The organism is Pseudomonas sp. LD120 (assembly GCF_009861525.1).
In the GTDB taxonomy this organism is placed as follows: domain Bacteria; phylum Pseudomonadota; class Gammaproteobacteria; order Pseudomonadales; family Pseudomonadaceae; genus Aquipseudomonas.
In genome coordinates this window covers 186,604-204,921 of the sequence record NZ_WVHL01000003.1, presented here as the reverse complement: position 1 = coordinate 204,921, position 18,318 = coordinate 186,604, and the positions used below count along the sequence as shown (strand labels likewise).

Below are 18,318 nucleotides of genomic sequence, written 5' to 3'. Positions count from 1 at the left end.
TCCCCCCATGAATGCCGCCAAACGCCTGGAAATATTTCGCCGACTTCACGAAGACAACCCCGAACCAAAAACCGAACTGGCCTATTCATCGCCGTTCGAGTTACTGATCGCGGTGATTCTCTCGGCGCAATCGACCGACGTCGGGGTCAACAAGGCGACCGCCAGACTCTTCCCCGTGGCCAATACGCCAGCGGCCATTCATGCCTTGGGCGTCGAAGGTCTGTCCGAGTACATCAAGACCATTGGCCTGTACAACAGCAAGGCAAAGAACGTCATCGAGACCTGCCGCTTGCTGGTGGAACGCCACAATGGCGAAGTCCCCCAAACCCGCGAAGCACTGGAGGCACTGCCCGGCGTTGGCCGCAAGACCGCCAACGTGGTGCTCAACACAGCATTTCGCCAGTTGACCATGGCCGTGGATACCCACATCTTCCGGGTCAGCAATCGCACCGGCCTGGCACCGGGAAAGAACGTCGTGGACGTTGAAAAGAAGCTGATGAAGTTCGTTCCCAAGGACTTTTTGCTGGACGCCCATCACTGGCTGATCCTCCACGGTCGGTATGTGTGCCTCGCCCGCAAGCCGCGCTGCGGAGCCTGTCGAATCGAAGATCTGTGCGAATACAAGCAAAAGACTTCTGACGATTGACTGAACATTGATTTTGCCAATCGATCGATTGAAAAAATCTTTTTTACCCGCCAGGAGAATGTCGATATAAGGAGCGCCAATGGCAGTCTTAGCCTGGAGTTGACCTTATGAGCACTGGCAAAGAACAACTGGACGTAGAAGACGACTTCATCGCAACTGAAACAGAGGACACCGAACCCGTAGTCGAGGTCGCGAAAACCAATCTGAGCAAACGTCGCACTATCGACAACCTCCTCGAAGAACGACGCCTACAAAAACAACTGGCCGACTATGACTTTGATCTCTAACAAAAGAAAAACCTCCCACTGGAGGTTTTTTTGTGCCACTCGCGCCTACTGAAACCTGACCGGCCAGCCTCATCGCCTGACCGGTCACCGCTGCACTCATAGCGCCATTCAAGCAATAACAGTGCTGTTGCTTAATAACCCACTGACGCTTCAGGCCAGTTGATGACGCTGAGCAAACTCAATCAGATCTACCAATGAACGCGCATTGAGTTTGGCCAAAAGACGGCGTTTGTAAGTGCTGACGGTCTTGTTGCTCAAACACAATCCTTCTGCGATTTCCTTGTTGCTCATGCCATTGGTAAGTTGCTTCAAGACGATCAGCTCGCGCCCCGAAAGAAGCTCGATCATCTCTTCTTCACTACCAACAGCCTGACTGGAACGAAACGTATGCAATGCCTCGTTGGGAAAGTAGCTGTAACCCGCCAGCACGGCACGCACTGCACTCATTAACTCGGTAATGTCCTGCTGTTTGCACACATAACCGGCAGCGCCGGCCTGCATGCAGCGCATGGAGAAAGGCCCGGGAACCTGCAAAGTCAAGACTAGAATTCTAATCGGCAGGGTTCTGGACATTAGCCGAGTTATAACTTCAAGCCCATCTAGCTGGGGAATTCCAATATCCAAAATCAAAATGTCCGGAACATGCTCAAGAGCCAACTTCAGCGCATCCATACCGTTATCCGTTTCCGCTACAACTTCAAGACCATGTCGCTCCATCAACATACGCACAGCCAAACGAACAACGGGATGATCATCCACGATCAATACTCTTTTCATAGGTACATCCAAGTCCTGAGAGTTATTTTTAGAGCACGCACAATACCCCAGAGACTTGACCCTGACACCGTGTATCAGGGGGCTACGACCTAACAAGGACGTTCCTTACAAACAATACCGATTTGCCTTACAAAATAATTTAGAGAACGGCTACTAAAGTAAAAAAAAGCGTCGGATTAATCGCCAGACAAGCTACTTTTCGTACTAAAAAACCATCAGCACTTTCACCCATCACTGTTATTCTCACCACGGACAGAACCACCTGCAATTCACCTTGCACCTATATATCAAGGGCAAAAAAAACCCCGCTTATCGCGGGGCTTCTTTAAATCACTCAAAGCATCAGATCAGAGTCCGACCTTTGTTTGCGGCAATACGCATGCGCAGAGCATTGAGCTTGATGAAGCCTGCTGCGTCTTCTTGATTGTAAGCACCGCCATCTTCTTCGAAGGTCGCAATGTTGGCATCGAACAACGACTCATCAGACTTGCGACCAGTAACGATCACATTGCCTTTGTACAGTTTCAGACGTACCACGCCGTTCACATGGGCTTGGGAGGCATCGATCATCTGCTGCAGCATCAGACGCTCCGGACTCCACCAGTAACCGGTGTAGATCAGGCTGGCGTACTTGGGCATCAACTCATCTTTGAGGTGAGCCACTTCACGGTCCAGAGTGATGGACTCGATAGCCCGGTGAGCGCGCAGCATGATGGTGCCGCCCGGGGTTTCATAGCAGCCACGGGACTTCATGCCCACGTACCGGTTCTCGACGATATCCAAACGACCGATGCCGTGCTCGCCACCAATACGGTTCAAGGTCGCCAATACGGTGGCCGGGGTCATTTCAACGCCGTCCAGCGCGACGATGTCACCGTTGCGGTAGGTCAGTTCCAAGTACTGCGGGGCATCCGGCGCGTTCTCCGGGGAGACGGTCCAGCGCCACATGTCTTCTTCGTGCTCGGTCCAAGTGTCTTCCAGCACGCCGCCTTCATAGGAGATGTGCAGCAAGTTTGCATCCATCGAGTACGGCGACTTTTTCTTGCCGTGGCGCTCGATCGGAATGCCGTGCTTTTCGGCGTAGTCCATCAGCTTCTCGCGGGACAGCAGGTCCCACTCGCGCCAAGGAGCAATCACTTTAACCCCTGGCTTGAGCGCGTAGGCACCCAGCTCGAAACGTACCTGGTCGTTACCTTTGCCGGTGGCGCCATGGGAAATGGCGTCGGCGCCGGTTTCGTTGGCAATCTCGATCAAACGCTTGGCGATCAACGGACGAGCGATGGAAGTACCCAGCAGGTACTCGCCTTCGTAGACAGTGTTGGCGCGGAACATCGGGAAAACGAAATCGCGCACGAACTCTTCGCGCAGATCGTCGATGTAGATCTCTTTGACGCCCATGGCTTGCGCCTTGGCGCGGGCCGGCTCGACCTCTTCGCCTTGGCCCAGGTCAGCAGTGAAAGTCACTACTTCACAGTTGTAAGTATCCTGCAGCCACTTGAGGATCACCGAAGTGTCCAGGCCGCCCGAATACGCCAGAACGACCTTGTTAACGTCCGCCATGCCATCACTCCACGGGGTTGTACGGAAAGGCGCCAAGTCTACCGATCTATGGGAATAATTTACAGGGGCGCGACAGCTTATGACGACCAAGCGACAGATTATGTCGAGCGAGCGACGACGACAGCCGTATCAGGACGTCGCCGCAGCGTTGGAGCCGGAAGCAGTCGGAGCTGCTGGAGCCGGCTTTTCGGTGGGGGCCACTCGCTCCAGGTGCACATTGACCCGGCGATTCTTAGCCCGATTGGCTGCATTGGTGTTGGGAACCAAGGGATAGCGCTCGCCATGGAAGCGCACAACGATCTGGTTCTCGGCAATACCGTTGGCCTTGAAGAACTCCATCACCGCCAGGGCCCGACGACGAGACAGATCACGGTTGGTCAAGCGATTGCCACTGTTGTCCGAATGGCCGTCCAACTGAATATGATTGACCGTGGGATCGGCCTTGATGAAGTCGACCATCACCTGCAGCTTGGCCTTAGCCCGGGCATCCAGTTCGATACCCCCGCCAGGAAAACCGATCTCGCTCTGTTTGACCTGGTCATAGTTCATCGGCAGCAGCTTGGTCATGCAGCTTTGATAGTCGCTATAGGCCTTGCCAAATTTCACCGGCAGCAAGCGCACCTCAGACACCCCGCCCTCGCGCGAGTAGTGCCTCACCACCGGACTGCGCCCTTCCAGCAACCCCATGATCAGGCGCCCGGCCTGCATCTGGTTACTGTTGAACAGCACCCCATCGGTCCCGGCCTTGACTGCCCCAAGGTTGATATCACCACGTCCCGGCTGCCAGGGCGCAGCCGCCGCAAGCAAAGTGGCCGAGCCACCGGCCTGCATCGGGTTGAAGCTCTTGAGGCGAAAAATCGCCTGCTCGCCGGCGCGGCGAACGAATTCGCCGGAACCGAAATCGGTGACCGGTTGAATGAGGCGGCACTCGAATTTGTCGCCTTCGACCGTCCACTCAATGCTCTCCAGGCGGGTCTGGAAAGTGAGAGCCATCGCAGGCAGGCTGGCAAACACACTGAGCAAGGCTAGATAACGCTGGCGCACGGGAGGCTCCACTGACGTGTACTGCTAAAAATCCACAGGCGTTAATACGCCATACCTTCGGGATATCGGTTGCTCGTCGCAAAACTTGATAGCGAGTGCCTGGAAGAGTCTTTTCCGGTAGCATTCCCCTGAGTTTTACCCGCCTGCCTGGAACCTCCAATGTCCGACCGCCTGACCCTACTGCGTCCCGACGACTGGCATATTCATCTTCGCGATGGTGCCGTGTTGCCCAATACAGTCGCAGATGTCGCGCGCACCTTTGGCCGCGCCATCATCATGCCTAACCTGGTACCTCCGGTGCGCAACGCCGCACAAGCCGACGCCTATCGCCAGCGAATTCTAGCTGCGCGTCCGGTCGGCAGCCGCTTTGAGCCGCTGATGGTGCTCTATCTGACGGACCGCACCCAACCGGACGAGATCCGTGCGGCCAAGGCCAGCGGCTTCGTACACGCCGCCAAACTGTATCCGGCCGGTGCGACCACCAACTCGGACTCGGGCGTGACCTGCATCGACAAGATCTTCCCGGCGCTCGAAGCCATGGCTGAAGTGGGCTTGCCACTGCTGATCCACGGAGAAGTGACCCGCGGCGACATTGACGTCTTCGATCGCGAAAAAATCTTCATCGACGAGCACATGCGTCGCGTGGTCGAACGTTTCCCAAGCCTGAAAGTGGTATTCGAGCACATCACCACCGGTGAAGCGGTGCAGTTCGTCAAGGAGGCCTCAGCCAACGTTGGCGCCACCATCACCGCGCACCACCTGCTGTACAACCGCAACCACATGCTGGTGGGCGGTATTCGTCCGCACTTCTATTGCCTGCCGATTCTCAAGCGCAACACCCACCAGGAAGCCCTGCTGGATGCGGCCACCAGCGGCAGCGAGAAGTTCTTCCTCGGCACCGACTCCGCGCCACACGCCCAGCATGCCAAGGAAGCCGCTTGTGGTTGCGCCGGCTGCTACAGCGCCTATGCCGCAATCGAGCTGTATGCCGAAGCGTTCGAACAGCGCAATGCCTTGGACAAGCTGGAAGCTTTTGCCAGCCTCAACGGCCCGCGCTTCTACGGCCTGCCGGCCAACACCGATCGCATCACCCTGGTTCGTGAAGAGTGGACCGCCCCTGCCAGCCTGCCGTTCGGCGAGCTGACTGTCATTCCGCTGCGCGCCGGCGAAAAACTGCGCTGGCGCCTGCTGGAGGATCACTCGTGAGTGACGACCATTTCGACGACGAACAAGAAGGTAGCGGCGGCGGCCCTCGCCACCCCATGGCTGCACGTTTTCGCGGTTACCTGCCGGTAGTCGTCGACGTTGAAACCGGTGGTTTCAACTCGGCCACCGATGCACTACTGGAAATTGCCGCCACCACTATCGGCATGGATGAAAAAGGCTTTGTGTTCCCCGAACACACCTACTTCTTTCGGGTCGAGCCTTTTGAAGGTGCGAACATCGAAGCGGCGGCCCTGGAGTTCACCGGGATCAAGCTCGACCACCCGCTGCGCATGGCCGTCAGCGAAGAAACCGCGCTCACCGATATTTTCCGCGGCGTACGCAAGGCACTGAAGGCCAATGGCTGCAAGCGCGCCATTCTGGTGGGCCACAACGCCAGCTTCGACCTAGGCTTCCTCAACGCCGCTGTGGCGCGCCTGGACATGAAGCGCAACCCGTTCCACCCCTTCTCCAGCTTCGACACCGCGACCTTGGCAGGACTGGCTTACGGTCAGACCGTTCTGGCCAAGGCTTGTCAAAGCGCCGACATCGACTTCGACGGCCGTGAGGCCCACTCGGCCCGTTACGACACCGAGAAGACCGCCGAGCTGTTCTGCGGCATCGTCAACCGCTGGAAGCAAATGGGCGGCTGGCAGGACTTCGACGACTGATTAACTCTTCGCCGAGTTGAACTGCCCCATAAAAAAACCGGCCCTGAGGCCGGTTTTTTTGAGCGTGACGCCAAGCCTTACAGCTTGCCGGCGTTCTCGCTCAGATAAGCAGCAACGCCTTCTGGCGAAGCAGTCATGCCTTTGTCGCCTTTCTTCCAGTTGGCCGGGCAGACTTCGCCGTGCTCTTCGTGGAATTGCAGGGCATCGACCAGACGGATCAGCTCTTCCATGTTACGGCCCAGCGGCAGGTCGTTGACGATCTGCGAACGAACAACACCTTTGTCGTCGATCAGGAACGCGCCACGGAAAGCCACGCCACCTTCGGACTCAACGTCATAGGCCTTGGCGATATCGTGCTTCATGTCAGCCGCCATGATGTATTGAACCTGACCGATGCCACCGGCATTGATCGGGGTGTTGCGCCAGGCGTTGTGGGTGAAGTGCGAGTCGATCGAAACAGCGATCACTTCTACGTTGCGCGCCTTGAAGTCAGCCATACGGTGGTCCAGAGCGATCAGCTCGGACGGGCAAACAAAGGTGAAGTCCAGTGGGTAGAAGAACACCAGACCGTATTTGCCTTTGATGGCCGAGGACAGGTTGAAGCTGTCAACGATTTCGCCATTGCCGAGAACGGCCGGGACGGTGAAGTCAGGGGCTTGTTTGCCGACGAGTACGCTCATTGGATATCTCCTGGTGTGGACGTAGTAATAGAAGAAGAGGATTGGTCTTGAGTCTGCAACGCGGATGCGACAGCTCTGTGACCAGCCCCCACTTCGCAAGGACCGGACATCATACACCGCGTTTTTGAGCTGTCCTTAACGGTTTTTCGCCAGCGCGGCTTACAAGGCGCAAAATACGGTTGATCTGTCATAAACCGAAACAGAACCGTTCGTCACCACGGCAATAAACAGCAATCAAGGCCGCCGAAACCACTTTGACAATCATTCTCGTTAACATTAAGATCCATCGCAATTGAGCCCTAACCAGCGACGGTTCTGATCTTATGTATGTCTGCCTCTGCACCGGAGTCACCGACGGACAAATTCGCGAAGCCATCTACGAAGGTTGCTGCAGCTACCGCGATGTGCGCCAGGCGACCGGCGTTGCCAGTCAATGTGGTAAATGTGCTTGCCTGGCCAAACAAGTGGTTCGCGAAACCCTGACCGAATTGCAGAACAGCCAAGCAGCCATTCCCTACCCTGTGGAATTTAATGTTGCCTGATAGACCGAATAAGTAGCACTGTTTCAAACAACCGGACCTGATGTCCGGTTTTTTATGCCTGTAATTCAATCGCTTAGGGTCAAAACGCGGAATACAAACATTCTTATTCCGATTAATTTTTATATATTATTCAACAACTTAGGTTTGACAGTAATGTATATGCGGCTCAGACTCCGCGCTTATTCCGCTAATTACAGGGCAGGACCCCATCATGAAAGGCGACGTTACAGTCATCCAGCATCTCAATAAAATCCTTGCCAATGAACTGGTCGCGATCAATCAGTACTTCCTGCATGCGCGCATGTATGAAGATTGGGGCCTGAACAAGCTGGGCAAGCACGAGTACCACGAATCCATCGACGAGATGAAGCATGCGGACAAGCTGATCAAGCGCATCCTCTTCCTCGAAGGCCTGCCGAACGTTCAGGACCTGGGCAAGCTGCATATTGGTGAACACACCAAGGAAATGCTCGAGTGCGACCTGCGCATCGAACGCACCGGGCACACGGACCTCAAGGCTGCAATCGCTCATTGCGAGTCCGTTGGCGACTACGGTAGCCGCGAACTGTTGGAAGATATTCTTGAATCCGAAGAAGAACACATCGACTGGCTGGAAACTCAACTGAGCCTGATCGATAAAGTAGGTATCGAGAACTATCTGCAATCGCAGATGGGCGACGAATAACTTAATTCGTCATACCCGAGCAATAAAAAACCCCGCTCTCGCAAGAGAAGCGGGGTTTTTATTGCGTGACTATATTTGCGTCAGGCTTCAGTCTTGGCAGCGGCTTTTTCGGCTGCGGCCTTGATCAAGGCCTGCAGCTCACCGTTGGCAAACATCTCAGCCATGATGTCGCTGCCACCGACCAGCTCACCCGCTACCCACAGCTGTGGGAAAGTTGGCCAGTTGGCGTACTTGGGCAAGTTGGCGCGAATTTCTGGGTTCTGCAGGATGTCCACGTAAGCGAACTTCTCACCACAGCCCATTACGGCCTGAGCAGCTTTCGCGGAGAAGCCACACTGAGGGGCATTCGGCGAGCCTTTCATGTAAAGCAGAATGGTGTTGTTGGCAATCTGCTCTTTAATAGTTTCGATGATATCCATGGAACACCTCGGCTGAACTTTCCGACTCTGTTGTCGGCACGGTGGCGCATTGTAACGGAATCCTGAGCGCCCTGCTCGGCCTCTCCGACAGACATCTCAGGCGGCCTCCACCTTGACCGGAATCCCGTTCAACACGGCATTGCCCGACAACTCATCCAGTTGACGCTCGTCGGTCAGATCATTGGCGCTACAACCCGGCTGTTCCACGGCAATGCTCATCTGCACCCCGGGGCGAGCATGCCCCCAGCCATGGGGCAGACTCACGACCCCGGGCATCATGTCCTCACTGGCCAGGACTTCCACCTCCACCGCGCCGACCCGAGAGCTGATTCGCACTCGCTGCCCATCACTCAGATCACGGCGCGCCAAGTCATCAGGATGCATCAACAATTGATGCCGCGGCTTGCCCTTCACCAGCCGGTGATAGTTGTGCATCCAGGAATTATTACTGCGCACATGCCGGCGCCCGATCAGCAACAGCTCCTCCAGCGGCGGTGCCCGCAGCGTGGCAAACCGCTGCAGATCCGCCATGATCGCCGCCGGCGCCGCTTGAACCCGTCGGTTATCGGTCTTCAAGCGTGTCGCCAGATTAGGCTGCAACGCTCCCAGATCGATGCCATGAGGATGCTGATCCAAGGTTGCCAGCGACAGCTTGAACGACGAGGCATCACCGTAAGGACCTGCTCGCAAGCCCATGTCGATCATCTGGGCAGGCGCGATGGTCGGCTTCAGCGTGCTCTGGGTTCGCGCGGCAAACGCCTTGGCCAGCCCCACAAAGATTTCCCAGTCGTGCAATGCGCCGTCAGGCTTGGGCAAAATGGCCCGGTTGAAACGACTGACATTGCGCACCGCGAACAGGTTGAACGTAGTGTCGTAGTGATCGTTCTCAAGCGCTGAGGTGGACGGCAGAATCAAGTCCGCATAGCGAGTGGTTTCATTGATGTACAGATCAATGCTGAGCATGAAATCCAATCCACCCAACGCTTGCTCCAGCTGCCGGCCATTGGGCGTGGACAGCACCGGGTTGCCCGCTACGGTGATCAAGGCCCGCACCTGCCCTTCGCCTTCGGTAAGCATTTCCTCGGCCAGCGCCGACACCGGTAGCTCGCCGCCGTACTCCGCAAGCCCGGAGACGCGACTCTGCCAGACATTGAAGTGACCGCCGGAGGTTGCTGCCACCAAATCCACTGCTGGTTGAGTACAGAGCGCCCCGCCCACTCGGTCGAGGTTACCGCTGACCAGGTTGAGCAACTGCAACAACCAATGACACAAGGTGCCGAACGCCTGGGTCGAAACCCCCATGCGCCCATAGCAGACGGCCTTGTCCGCAGCCGCGAAATCCCGGGCCAACTGGCGAATCTGCGCTGCCGGAATGCTGCACAGCGGGCTCATGGTCTCCGCAGTGAAAGCAGAAATCGCCTGTTGCACGTCTGCCAGCCCGTCCACCGGCAAATGACTGTCGCGAGTCAAGCCCTCCTCGAACAACGTATTGAGCAAGCCGAACAGCAACGCCACATCGCCTCCCGGCCGCACGAACAGATGCTGATCGGCCATCGCCGCCGTCTCGCTGCGCCGAGGATCGACCACCACGACCTTTCCGCCACGCTCCTGAATCGCCTTCAAGCGCTTTTCCACGTCCGGCACGGTCATGATGCTGCCGTTTGAGGCCAAGGGATTAGCGCCAAGAATCAGCATGAAATCGGTGTGGTCGATGTCCGGGATCGGCAGCAGCAAGCCATGGCCGTACATCAGGTAACTGCTCAGGTGATGGGGCAGTTGGTCGACCGATGTGGCCGAGAAGCGGTTGCGCGTTTTGAGCAGCCCCAGAAAGTAGTTGCTGTGGGTCATCAAGCCATAGTTGTGGACACTGGGATTGCCCTGGTAGATCGCTACCGCGTTACGGCCATGTTGCTCCTGAATCGCCGCCAAACGCTCAGCCACCAGGACAAAGGCGTCTTCCCACTCGATCGGCTGCCACTGATTGCCGATACGCCGCATCGGTTGGCGCAGGCGATCGGGGTCATTCTGAATATCTTGCAAGGCCACCGCCTTGGGACAGATATGGCCGCGACTGAAACGGTCCTGGGGGTCGCCCTTGATCGAGGTGATGCGCGGACCGCCATTGCGCTCTTCAGTGATTTCCAGGGTCAGCCCGCAGATGGCTTCGCACAGGTGGCAGGCACGGTGATGGAGAGTCTTGGTCATGGCCAGCTTCTATTGTTTGATGACGGCCTGTCAGGACCGCTGGGAAAAAAACTATGGCGACTGCGCCAGCAACACACCAGCGACGTTTGCCCTATGAATTCAGCGCCATCAGCCTAGCCCATGATCGCTGCGCTCAATGGGCAGGCGCCTTTGGCCGGCGGGTCAGAAAGCGACCAACAGCGGACCACAGCCGCCGCGTACGATTGCCAATCCGCGTCGGGGCAGTGTACAAATGCCCGGCTGCTGCCTGGAAACTGGTCTCAAAAGCGTCAGCGCATTCGCGTCCTGACCTCTCTGAATGCCCATGAACGTCGTAGCACTATTGGTAAGACGCGACATTTAATTATAAGATCGCGCCTTCCCCCATTTCGTCGCCCCGTGCGGCTTTCGCCGCAGGTCCAGCCCGTTTTTTGATTAAACAAGGCGTTGAGAATCTGCGGTCCGTTGCAAAAAGGTAGTTAATGATGAGCGCAAGGCACTTTCTCTCCCTGATGGATTGCACGCCCGAAGAGCTGGTCAGCGTGATTCGTCGAGGCATCGAGCTGAAGGACCTGCGTAACCGCGGCGTACTCTTCGAGCCCTTGAAAAATCGTGTACTTGGCATGATTTTCGAGAAGTCCTCGACCCGTACCCGACTGTCCTTCGAAGCCGGCATGATCCAGTTGGGCGGCCAGGCCATCTTCCTTTCGCCACGGGACACTCAGTTGGGTCGCGGCGAGCCCATCGGCGATTGCGCCATCGTCATGTCGCGCATGCTCGACGCCGTGATGATCCGTACCTTTGCCCACAGCACCTTGAGCGAATTTGCTGCCAACTCCCGAGTACCGGTGATCAACGGTCTGTCCGATGACTTGCATCCGTGCCAGTTGCTGGCCGACATGCAGACCTTCCTCGAACACCGCGGCTCGATCCAGGGCAAGACCGTGGCCTGGATCGGCGACGGCAATAACATGTGCAACAGCTATATAGAAGCGGCCATCCAATTCGACTTCCAACTGCGCATCGCTTGCCCGGAAGGCTATGAGCCAAACCCAGAATTTGTCGCCATGGCCGGCGATCGCGTGACTATCGTCCGCGATCCTTGGGAGGCTGTAACCGGCGCCCACCTGGTGAGCACTGACGTCTGGACCTCCATGGGCCAGGAAGAAGAGACCGCCAAGCGCCTGCAGCGCTTCGCCCCGTTCCAGGTAACTCGGGCCCTGCTCGACCTGGCAGCTCCGGACGTCCTGTTCATGCATTGCCTGCCCGCCCACCGTGGCGAGGAGATCAGCCTGGACCTGCTGGATGACCCACGCTCGGTGGCCTGGGACCAGGCAGAGAATCGACTGCATGCGCAAAAGGCCCTGCTGGAGTTTCTCGTCGAGCCGGCGTACCACCACGCATGAGCCAGCCATTACTGCTGAACCTGCGCAATCTGGCCTGCGGCTATCAGGACCAACGGGTGGTGCAGAACCTCAACCTGCACCTCAACGCCGGGGACATCGGCTGCCTGCTGGGCTCATCCGGCTGCGGCAAGACCACTACCCTGCGCGCCATCGCAGGCTTTGAGCCGGTGCATGAAGGCGAGATCCAGTTGGCCGGCGAGACCATATCCAGCGCCGGCTTCACCCTGGCCCCGGAAAAACGCCGGATCGGCATGGTGTTTCAGGATTACGCGCTGTTTCCGCACCTGAGCGTGGCGGACAACATTGCCTTTGGTATCCGCAAACACCCGCAGAAAGACCGGGTGATCAACGAACTGCTGGAGCTGGTGAACCTGAAGAACCTCGGCCAGCGCTTCCCCCATGAGTTGTCCGGTGGCCAGCAGCAGCGAGTGGCGCTGGCTCGCGCCCTGGCGCCAGAGCCGCAATTGCTGCTGCTGGACGAGCCCTTCTCCAATCTGGACGGCGAACTGCGGCGCAAGCTCAGCCACGAGGTGCGCGACATTCTCAAGGCCCGCGGCACCAGCGCGATCCTGGTCACCCACGACCAGGAAGAAGCCTTCGCCGTGAGCGATCAGGTCGGCGTGTTCAAGGAAGGCCGCCTGGAGCAGTGGGACACCCCCTACAACCTCTATCACGAACCACAGACACCCTTTGTCGCCAGCTTCATTGGCCAGGGCTACTTCATTCGCGGCCAGCTGAACACGCCGGAATCGGTGCAGACCGAACTGGGTGTATTGCAAGGCAACCGGGCCTATACCTGGCCGCCAGGCGGCGCGGTGGACGTCCTGCTGCGCCCGGACGACATCGTCCACGCGCCGGACAGCGACTTGAAAGCCCGGGTCGTCGGCAAAACCTTCCTCGGCGCCTCGACCCTGTATCGCCTGCAACTGCCTACCGGCAGCCAACTGGAGTCGATCTTCCCCAGTCACGCCGACCATCAGGTCGGCGCGGATGTGGGCATTCGGGTCGCGGCGGAACACCTGGTGCTGTTCCAGGCTTCAGGCAGTACAGCGGCGCAAATCCCCCATAGCGACTCAGGGGTACGGCGCTACAGCAGCGCTCATTGAGCCGCCTTCGCCGGCAAGCCAACGCCTACAACAGCACACTGTAGGAGACGGCTTGCCGGCGAGTCACAACGCCGTCATTGCAGATGCAAACGCCCACTGGCAATCAGGCGGGCATGCCCGCCGATCTTCACCCGTTCCCCCTCCAGGCGACAGAACAGCTCACCACCGCGCGCGGAACACTGAAAGGCGCTCAACTGCTGCTTGTCCAACTGCTGCGCCCAATAAGGGGTCAGGCAGCAATGGGTCGAGCCAGTCACCGGGTCCTCGTCGATGCCGATGGCCGGTGCAAAATACCGCGAGACAAAGTCATGCCGCTGGCCCCGCGCGGTGACGATCACTCCCGGCCAGGGCAACTTGGCCATGGCTGCCAGATCGGGCCGACAATCACGGACCGCCTGCTCCGACTCCAGCACCGCCAACAGCTGATTGGCACCTTGCAGATCGATGACCCTGGCACCGAGTATCTGCGCCACCTGCTCCGCATCGGCCTGGCGACAGGGGGTGTGCAGAGGAAAGTCCAGCCACAACAGGCCGCCTTCACGGATAACGCTCAAGGGCCCCGAGCGGCTGAGAAACTCAACACGTGGCCCCGGCTCCCCATACACCTCGAACAGCACGTAGGCACTGGCCAGAGTGGCGTGCCCGCACAGGGGCACCTCGGTGGCCGGGGTGAACCAGCGAATCCGCCAGCCTTGGGTTTCGCGCACCACAAACGCGGTTTCCGCCAGATTATGCTCGGCGGCGATCTGCTGCATCAGTGCGTCGTCAAGCCATGCTTCAAGCCGGTAAACCATGGCCGGGTTGCCGGCAAAGGGTTGATCACTGAATGCATCGATCTGTTGAAACTCAAGCGGCATAGCCCTTCTCCTTGATCAGTCGGCGGCCAGCATGGCCTGTGTGACCGGGAGCGCGACAGGCACAGACGAGAAGATTTTCCGGCATACAGCAGCCTGTTCAACCGCCGACGCCCTAGCTCAAGGGCGGCCGATGTCGGCGAACCTGGCCTGGGTATGCTCGGCCAGCACCGCCGCCGACAATTCCACTTCCAGTCCGCGACGACCGGCACTGACAAAAATACTGGCCAAAGGCTGAGCACTGCTGTCGATGAAGGTCCGCAGACGCTTCTTCTGCCCCAGCGGACTGATCCCTCCCAACAGGTAGCCGGTGGCACGCTGGGCAGCGGCCGGATCGGCCATTTCGGCTTTCTTCACCCCGGCCGCGTGGGCCAGGGCCTTCAGGTCGAGACTGCCGACGACCGGCACCACCGCCACCAGCAATTCCCCTTTCTCGCTGCTGGCCAGCAGCGTCTTGAACACTTGCGCCGGATCGAGACTGAGCTTCTCCGCCGCCTCCAGACCATAGGAGGTCGCCTTGGGATCATGTTCGTAACTGTGGATGCGATGTTCGGCGCGAACTTTTTTTAGCAGATCCAGTGCAGGGGTCATGGCAGCTCCAAGAGGGACGAAAAAGCAAAACCGAGCGCGCGAATTTTAGGCCATTAATCGACAAAAGGCTCTATTCCAGGCCTTGATAAGCCCTGGCCACAGACACCAGCGCAGCACCGCCTGTCACTCCCGGGACTATCGCCCCGGATCATTCATCTGATTGATATGTATAAAATGACCAGCCGTTCACTTTCGACCTTTGACAGCAGTGTTTCTTGTCTATATTTTTTCGTTTATGAATATCATGCAATAGATACACAGCAGCACCCAGCAACAAGGCGAGGCCGGAATGGGGATTCCGTCTTCGTTGCAAGTCGCGCTTCATGCCTTTTGCAGCAGCGCCAGACAACAACAAAAATCGAGGTTCACGATGACAACTGCTCTGCAACAACCGTCGCTATCGGGCCAGTGCATGGCCGAATTTCTGGGCACTGCACTGTTGATCTTCTTCGGCACCGGATGTGTCGCCGCGCTCAAGGTCGCGGGCGCCAGCTTCGGTCTGTGGGAAATCAGCATCATCTGGGGGATCGGTGTGAGCATGGCGATCTACCTCACCGCCGGCGTTTCCGGCGCGCATCTGAACCCGGCCGTAAGCATCGCCTTGTGCCTGTTCGCCGACTTTGAAAAACGCAAACTGCCGTTCTACATCCTGTCGCAGATCGCTGGCGCCTTTTGCGCAGCGCTATTGGTTTACACGCTGTACAGCAACCTGTTCTTCGATTTCGAACAAGCCCACCAAATGATCCGAGGCTCCCAAGCAAGCCTGGAGCTGGCGTCGGTGTTCTCCACATTCCCTAATCCGGCACTGTCCACCGCCCAGGCGTTCTTGGTGGAAGTGGTGATCACAGCGATCCTGATGGGCGTGATCATGTCCCTGACCGATGACAACAACGGCTTGCCCCGTGGCCCGATGGCACCACTGCTGATTGGCCTGCTGATTGCCGTGATCGGCAGCGCGATGGGTCCGCTGACCGGCTTTGCAATGAACCCAGCGCGGGACTTCGGCCCTAAACTGATGACCTTCCTGACCGGCTGGGGTGAGATTTCCTTCACCGGCGGCCGTGACATTCCTTATTTCCTGGTGCCAATCTTTGCCCCGATCCTCGGTGCCTGCCTGGGTGCTGCAGCTTATCGCGGGCTGATTGCCCGCCATCTGCCCAACGCCGTCGCCGCCGCGCCCGAAACCAACCAGGTCGTAGAAGGCAAAGTCAAAATTTCCTGAATCCACAGGCGCGAGCCCCCTGCCCAATACGGTCTCGCGCCCGTTCTCTCTCCCATATTTCGTCCAAGGCAATCGACATGACCGACATTCAGAACAAGAACTACATCATTGCCCTTGATCAGGGTACGACCAGTTCGCGGGCGATCATTTTCGACCGCGACGCCAACGTGGTGTGCACCGCTCAGCGTGAGTTCGCCCAGCACTACCCTCAGGCTGGCTGGGTTGAACATGACCCGATGGAAATTTTCGCCACCCAGAGCGCGGTAATGGTCGAGGCCCTGGCGCAAGCCGGCCTGCATCACGACCAAGTGGCCGCCATCGGCATCACCAACCAGCGTGAAACCACAGTGGTCTGGGACAAGACCACCGGCCGCCCGATCTACAACGCCATCGTCTGGCAATGCCGCCGCAGCACCGAGATCTGCCAGCAGCTCAAGCGCGACGGCCACGAAGACTACATCCGCGAAACCACCGGCCTGGTCACCGACCCGTACTTCTCTGGCACCAAGCTCAAGTGGATCCTCGACAACGTCGAAGGCAGCCGCGAACGCGCCCGCAGCGGCGAGCTGTTGTTCGGCACCATCGACAGCTGGCTGATCTGGAAATTCACCGGTGGCAAGACCCACGTCACTGACTACACCAACGCCTCGCGCACCATGCTCTTCAACATCCACACCCTGGAGTGGGATGCGAAGATGCTGGAAGTCCTGGACATCCCGCGGGAAATGCTCCCGGAAGTGAAGTCTTCGTCGGAAATCTACGGGCGCACCAAAAGCGGCATCGCCATCGGCGGCATTGCTGGCGACCAGCAAGCAGCACTGTTCGGCCAAATGTGCGTAGAACCGGGTCAGGCGAAAAACACCTACGGCACTGGCTGCTTCCTGCTGATGAATACTGGCGACAAGGCCGTGAAATCCCAACACGGCATGCTCACCACCATCGCCTGCGGCCCTCGCGGCGAAGTGGCCTACGCCCTGGAAGGCGCGGTCTTCAACGGTGGCTCCACGGTGCAGTGGCTGCGTGATGAACTGAAGATCATCAACGACGCCCACGACACCGAGTACTTCGCCAACAAGGTCAAGGACAGCAATGGCGTGTACCTGGTGCCGGCCTTCACCGGCCTCGGCGCTCCCTACTGGGACCCCTACGCCCGTGGCGCGCTGTTCGGCCTGACCCGAGGCGTGCGCGTGGATCACATCATCCGCGCCGCCCTGGAATCCATCGCCTACCAGACCCGCGACGTGCTCGACGCCATGCAACAGGACTCCGGTGAACGCCTCAAAGCCCTGCGCGTGGACGGCGGCGCCGTGGCCAACAACTTCCTCATGCAGTTCCAGGCCGACATCCTCGGCACTCAGGTGGAGCGCCCGCAAATGCGCGAAACCACTGCCCTGGGCGCGGCCTACCTGGCAGGCCTGGCCTGCGGTTTCTGGGGCAGCCTGGAAGAGCTGCGGGGCAAGGCGGTGATCGAGCGCGAATTCGAACCACAACTGGCGCAAGAGGAGAAAGAAGGCCTGTACGCAGGCTGGAAGAAGGCGGTCAGCCGCACTCGTGACTGGGAACCCCACGAAGAGGTCAAATAAGCCAACCGCCGGTTTCGTATCCGGTTGTAACTGGCAGGGAGCAGATTCGTACGGCATCATGGGCAAATTTCGCACGGCAGCCCAAAGGAAGCCCATGAATCTGCCTCCCCGTCAGCAGCAAATCCTCGACCTGGTCCGCGAGCGCGGCTATGTAAGCATCGAGGAATTGGCCCAACTGTTCGCTGTGACCCCGCAAACCATCCGCCGCGATATCAATCAACTGGCGGAAGCCAATCTGCTGCGCCGCTACCACGGCGGCGCGGCTTATGACTCCAGCGTAGAAAACACCGCCTACGCCATGCGCGCCGATCAAATGCGCGATGAGAAGCAACGCATTGGCGAAGCCATTGCCGCACAAATCCCTGATCACGCCTCGCTGTTCATCAACATCGGCACCACCACCGAATCCATTGCCCGCGCCCTGCTCAACCACAACCACCTGAAAATCATCACCAACAACCTGCACGTGGCTTCGATGCTCAGTGCCAAGGATGATTTCGATGTGCTGCTCACAGGCGGCAATGTGCGACGCGACGGCGGCGTGGTGGGCCAAGCGAGTGTCGACTTCATCAATCAGTTCAAAGTGGACTTCGCCCTGGTGGGCATCAGCGGCATCGACGAAGACGGCAGCCTACTGGACTTCGACTACCAGGAAGTGCGGGTCTCCCAGGCGATCATCGCCAATGCCCGCCAAGTGATCCTGGCCGCCGACTCCAGCAAGTTCGGGCGTAACGCCATGATCCGCCTCGGCCCCATCAGCCTGATCGACTGCCTGGTTACCGACCAGCAGCCGGTACCGGCCCTGACCCAGTTGCTCAACCAACACAAGATTCGCCTCGAAGTGGTCTGACCCCCCTC

The 18,318-nt window shown here is 58.3% G+C and carries 19 protein-coding genes; 11 read left to right on the top strand and 8 right to left on the bottom strand.

What is annotated here, in order from left to right:
• Positions 1-7 precede the first annotated feature (7 nt).
• Complete coding sequence (gene nth, locus PLD_RS07140) at positions 8-646, top strand: endonuclease III (protein ID WP_159891198.1); 639 nt, start codon at positions 8-10, stop codon at positions 644-646.
• Positions 647-753: 107 nt separating this feature from the next.
• Positions 754-933: a PA3496 family putative envelope integrity protein gene (locus tag PLD_RS07135; protein ID WP_159891196.1), complete on the top strand. Its 180-nt coding sequence runs from the start codon at positions 754-756 to the stop codon at positions 931-933.
• Between the two features lie 150 nt (positions 934-1,083).
• Here the strand turns inward: PLD_RS07135 and PLD_RS07130 are convergent, their stop codons facing one another.
• From PLD_RS07130 to PLD_RS07120, 3 genes are all read right to left on the bottom strand, one after another.
• On the bottom strand, positions 1,084-1,710 hold the full coding sequence (locus PLD_RS07130; protein ID WP_159891194.1) for a response regulator transcription factor: 627 nt from the start codon (positions 1,708-1,710) through the stop codon (positions 1,084-1,086).
• 342 nt (positions 1,711-2,052) lie between these two features.
• The gene (locus PLD_RS07125) at positions 2,053-3,270 is read right to left on the bottom strand and encodes an argininosuccinate synthase (protein WP_159891192.1); all 1,218 of its coding nucleotides are present in this window, start codon (positions 3,268-3,270) and stop codon (positions 2,053-2,055) included.
• A gap of 129 nt (positions 3,271-3,399) precedes the next feature.
• Entirely contained in the window at positions 3,400-4,314 is a 915-nt protein-coding gene (locus tag PLD_RS07120; protein WP_159891190.1) for an OmpA family protein, read from the bottom strand.
• Positions 4,315-4,473: 159 nt separating this feature from the next.
• Between PLD_RS07120 and pyrC the strand changes: the two genes are divergently transcribed.
• Positions 4,474-5,520: a dihydroorotase gene (gene pyrC, locus PLD_RS07115; protein ID WP_159891188.1), complete on the top strand. Its 1,047-nt coding sequence runs from the start codon at positions 4,474-4,476 to the stop codon at positions 5,518-5,520.
• The gene (gene rnt, locus PLD_RS07110) at positions 5,517-6,188 is read left to right on the top strand and encodes a ribonuclease T (RefSeq protein ID WP_159891186.1); all 672 of its coding nucleotides are present in this window, start codon (positions 5,517-5,519) and stop codon (positions 6,186-6,188) included. Before pyrC ends, rnt begins: the two co-directional genes overlap by 4 nt.
• A 77-nt stretch (positions 6,189-6,265) precedes the next feature.
• On the opposite strand, the gene PLD_RS07105 is transcribed toward rnt, so the two are convergent.
• Positions 6,266-6,868, bottom strand: coding sequence for a peroxiredoxin (locus PLD_RS07105; RefSeq protein ID WP_159891184.1), 603 nt, complete (start codon positions 6,866-6,868; stop codon positions 6,266-6,268).
• Between the two features lie 323 nt (positions 6,869-7,191).
• Here PLD_RS07105 and PLD_RS07100 point away from each other — a divergent pair, with 323 nt between their 5' ends.
• Positions 7,192-7,410, top strand: coding sequence for a bacterioferritin-associated ferredoxin (locus PLD_RS07100; protein WP_159891182.1), 219 nt, complete (start codon positions 7,192-7,194; stop codon positions 7,408-7,410).
• A gap of 211 nt (positions 7,411-7,621) precedes the next feature.
• Positions 7,622-8,095 (top strand): bacterioferritin, encoded by a 474-nt coding sequence (bfr, locus tag PLD_RS07095; protein WP_159891180.1) that lies wholly within the window; start codon positions 7,622-7,624, stop codon positions 8,093-8,095.
• An 80-nt stretch (positions 8,096-8,175) separates the two neighbouring features.
• On the opposite strand, the gene grxD is transcribed toward bfr, so the two are convergent.
• Together grxD and PLD_RS07085 are read right to left on the bottom strand one after the other, a co-directional pair.
• Positions 8,176-8,514 carry a Grx4 family monothiol glutaredoxin gene (grxD, locus tag PLD_RS07090; protein ID WP_159891178.1) on the bottom strand — a complete coding sequence of 113 codons (339 nt, stop codon included), beginning with the start codon at positions 8,512-8,514 and terminating at the stop codon, positions 8,176-8,178.
• 96 nt (positions 8,515-8,610) lie between these two features.
• Entirely contained in the window at positions 8,611-10,719 is a 2,109-nt protein-coding gene (locus PLD_RS07085; protein WP_159891176.1) for a molybdopterin oxidoreductase family protein, read from the bottom strand.
• A 464-nt stretch (positions 10,720-11,183) separates the two neighbouring features.
• Here PLD_RS07085 and argF point away from each other — a divergent pair, with 464 nt between their 5' ends.
• Together argF and PLD_RS07075 are read left to right on the top strand one after the other, a co-directional pair.
• The gene (argF, locus tag PLD_RS07080; RefSeq protein WP_159891174.1) at positions 11,184-12,104 is read left to right on the top strand and encodes an ornithine carbamoyltransferase; all 921 of its coding nucleotides are present in this window, start codon (positions 11,184-11,186) and stop codon (positions 12,102-12,104) included.
• The gene (locus tag PLD_RS07075) at positions 12,101-13,210 is read left to right on the top strand and encodes an ABC transporter ATP-binding protein (protein WP_159891172.1); all 1,110 of its coding nucleotides are present in this window, start codon (positions 12,101-12,103) and stop codon (positions 13,208-13,210) included. The genes argF and PLD_RS07075 overlap by 4 nt, the downstream gene beginning before the upstream one ends.
• 74 nt (positions 13,211-13,284) lie before the next feature.
• Here PLD_RS07075 and PLD_RS07070 read toward each other — a convergent pair whose 3' ends face one another.
• On the bottom strand, positions 13,285-14,067 hold the full coding sequence (locus PLD_RS07070; RefSeq protein WP_159891170.1) for a PhzF family phenazine biosynthesis protein: 783 nt from the start codon (positions 14,065-14,067) through the stop codon (positions 13,285-13,287).
• Between the two features lie 117 nt (positions 14,068-14,184).
• Positions 14,185-14,655 carry a Cys-tRNA(Pro) deacylase gene (ybaK, locus tag PLD_RS07065; protein WP_159891168.1) on the bottom strand — a complete coding sequence of 157 codons (471 nt, stop codon included), beginning with the start codon at positions 14,653-14,655 and terminating at the stop codon, positions 14,185-14,187.
• A 370-nt stretch (positions 14,656-15,025) separates the two neighbouring features.
• Between ybaK and PLD_RS07060 the strand changes: the two genes are divergently transcribed.
• The 3 genes from PLD_RS07060 (at position 15,026) to PLD_RS07050 (ending at position 18,310) form a co-directional block, all read left to right on the top strand.
• The gene (locus PLD_RS07060) at positions 15,026-15,877 is read left to right on the top strand and encodes an MIP/aquaporin family protein (protein WP_159891166.1); all 852 of its coding nucleotides are present in this window, start codon (positions 15,026-15,028) and stop codon (positions 15,875-15,877) included.
• Between the two features lie 77 nt (positions 15,878-15,954).
• Entirely contained in the window at positions 15,955-17,460 is a 1,506-nt protein-coding gene (glpK, locus tag PLD_RS07055) for a glycerol kinase GlpK (RefSeq protein ID WP_159891164.1), read from the top strand.
• Between the two features lie 94 nt (positions 17,461-17,554).
• Complete coding sequence (locus PLD_RS07050; RefSeq protein WP_159891162.1) at positions 17,555-18,310, top strand: DeoR/GlpR family transcriptional regulator; 756 nt, start codon at positions 17,555-17,557, stop codon at positions 18,308-18,310.
• The last annotated feature ends 8 nt before the right edge of the window (positions 18,311-18,318 follow it).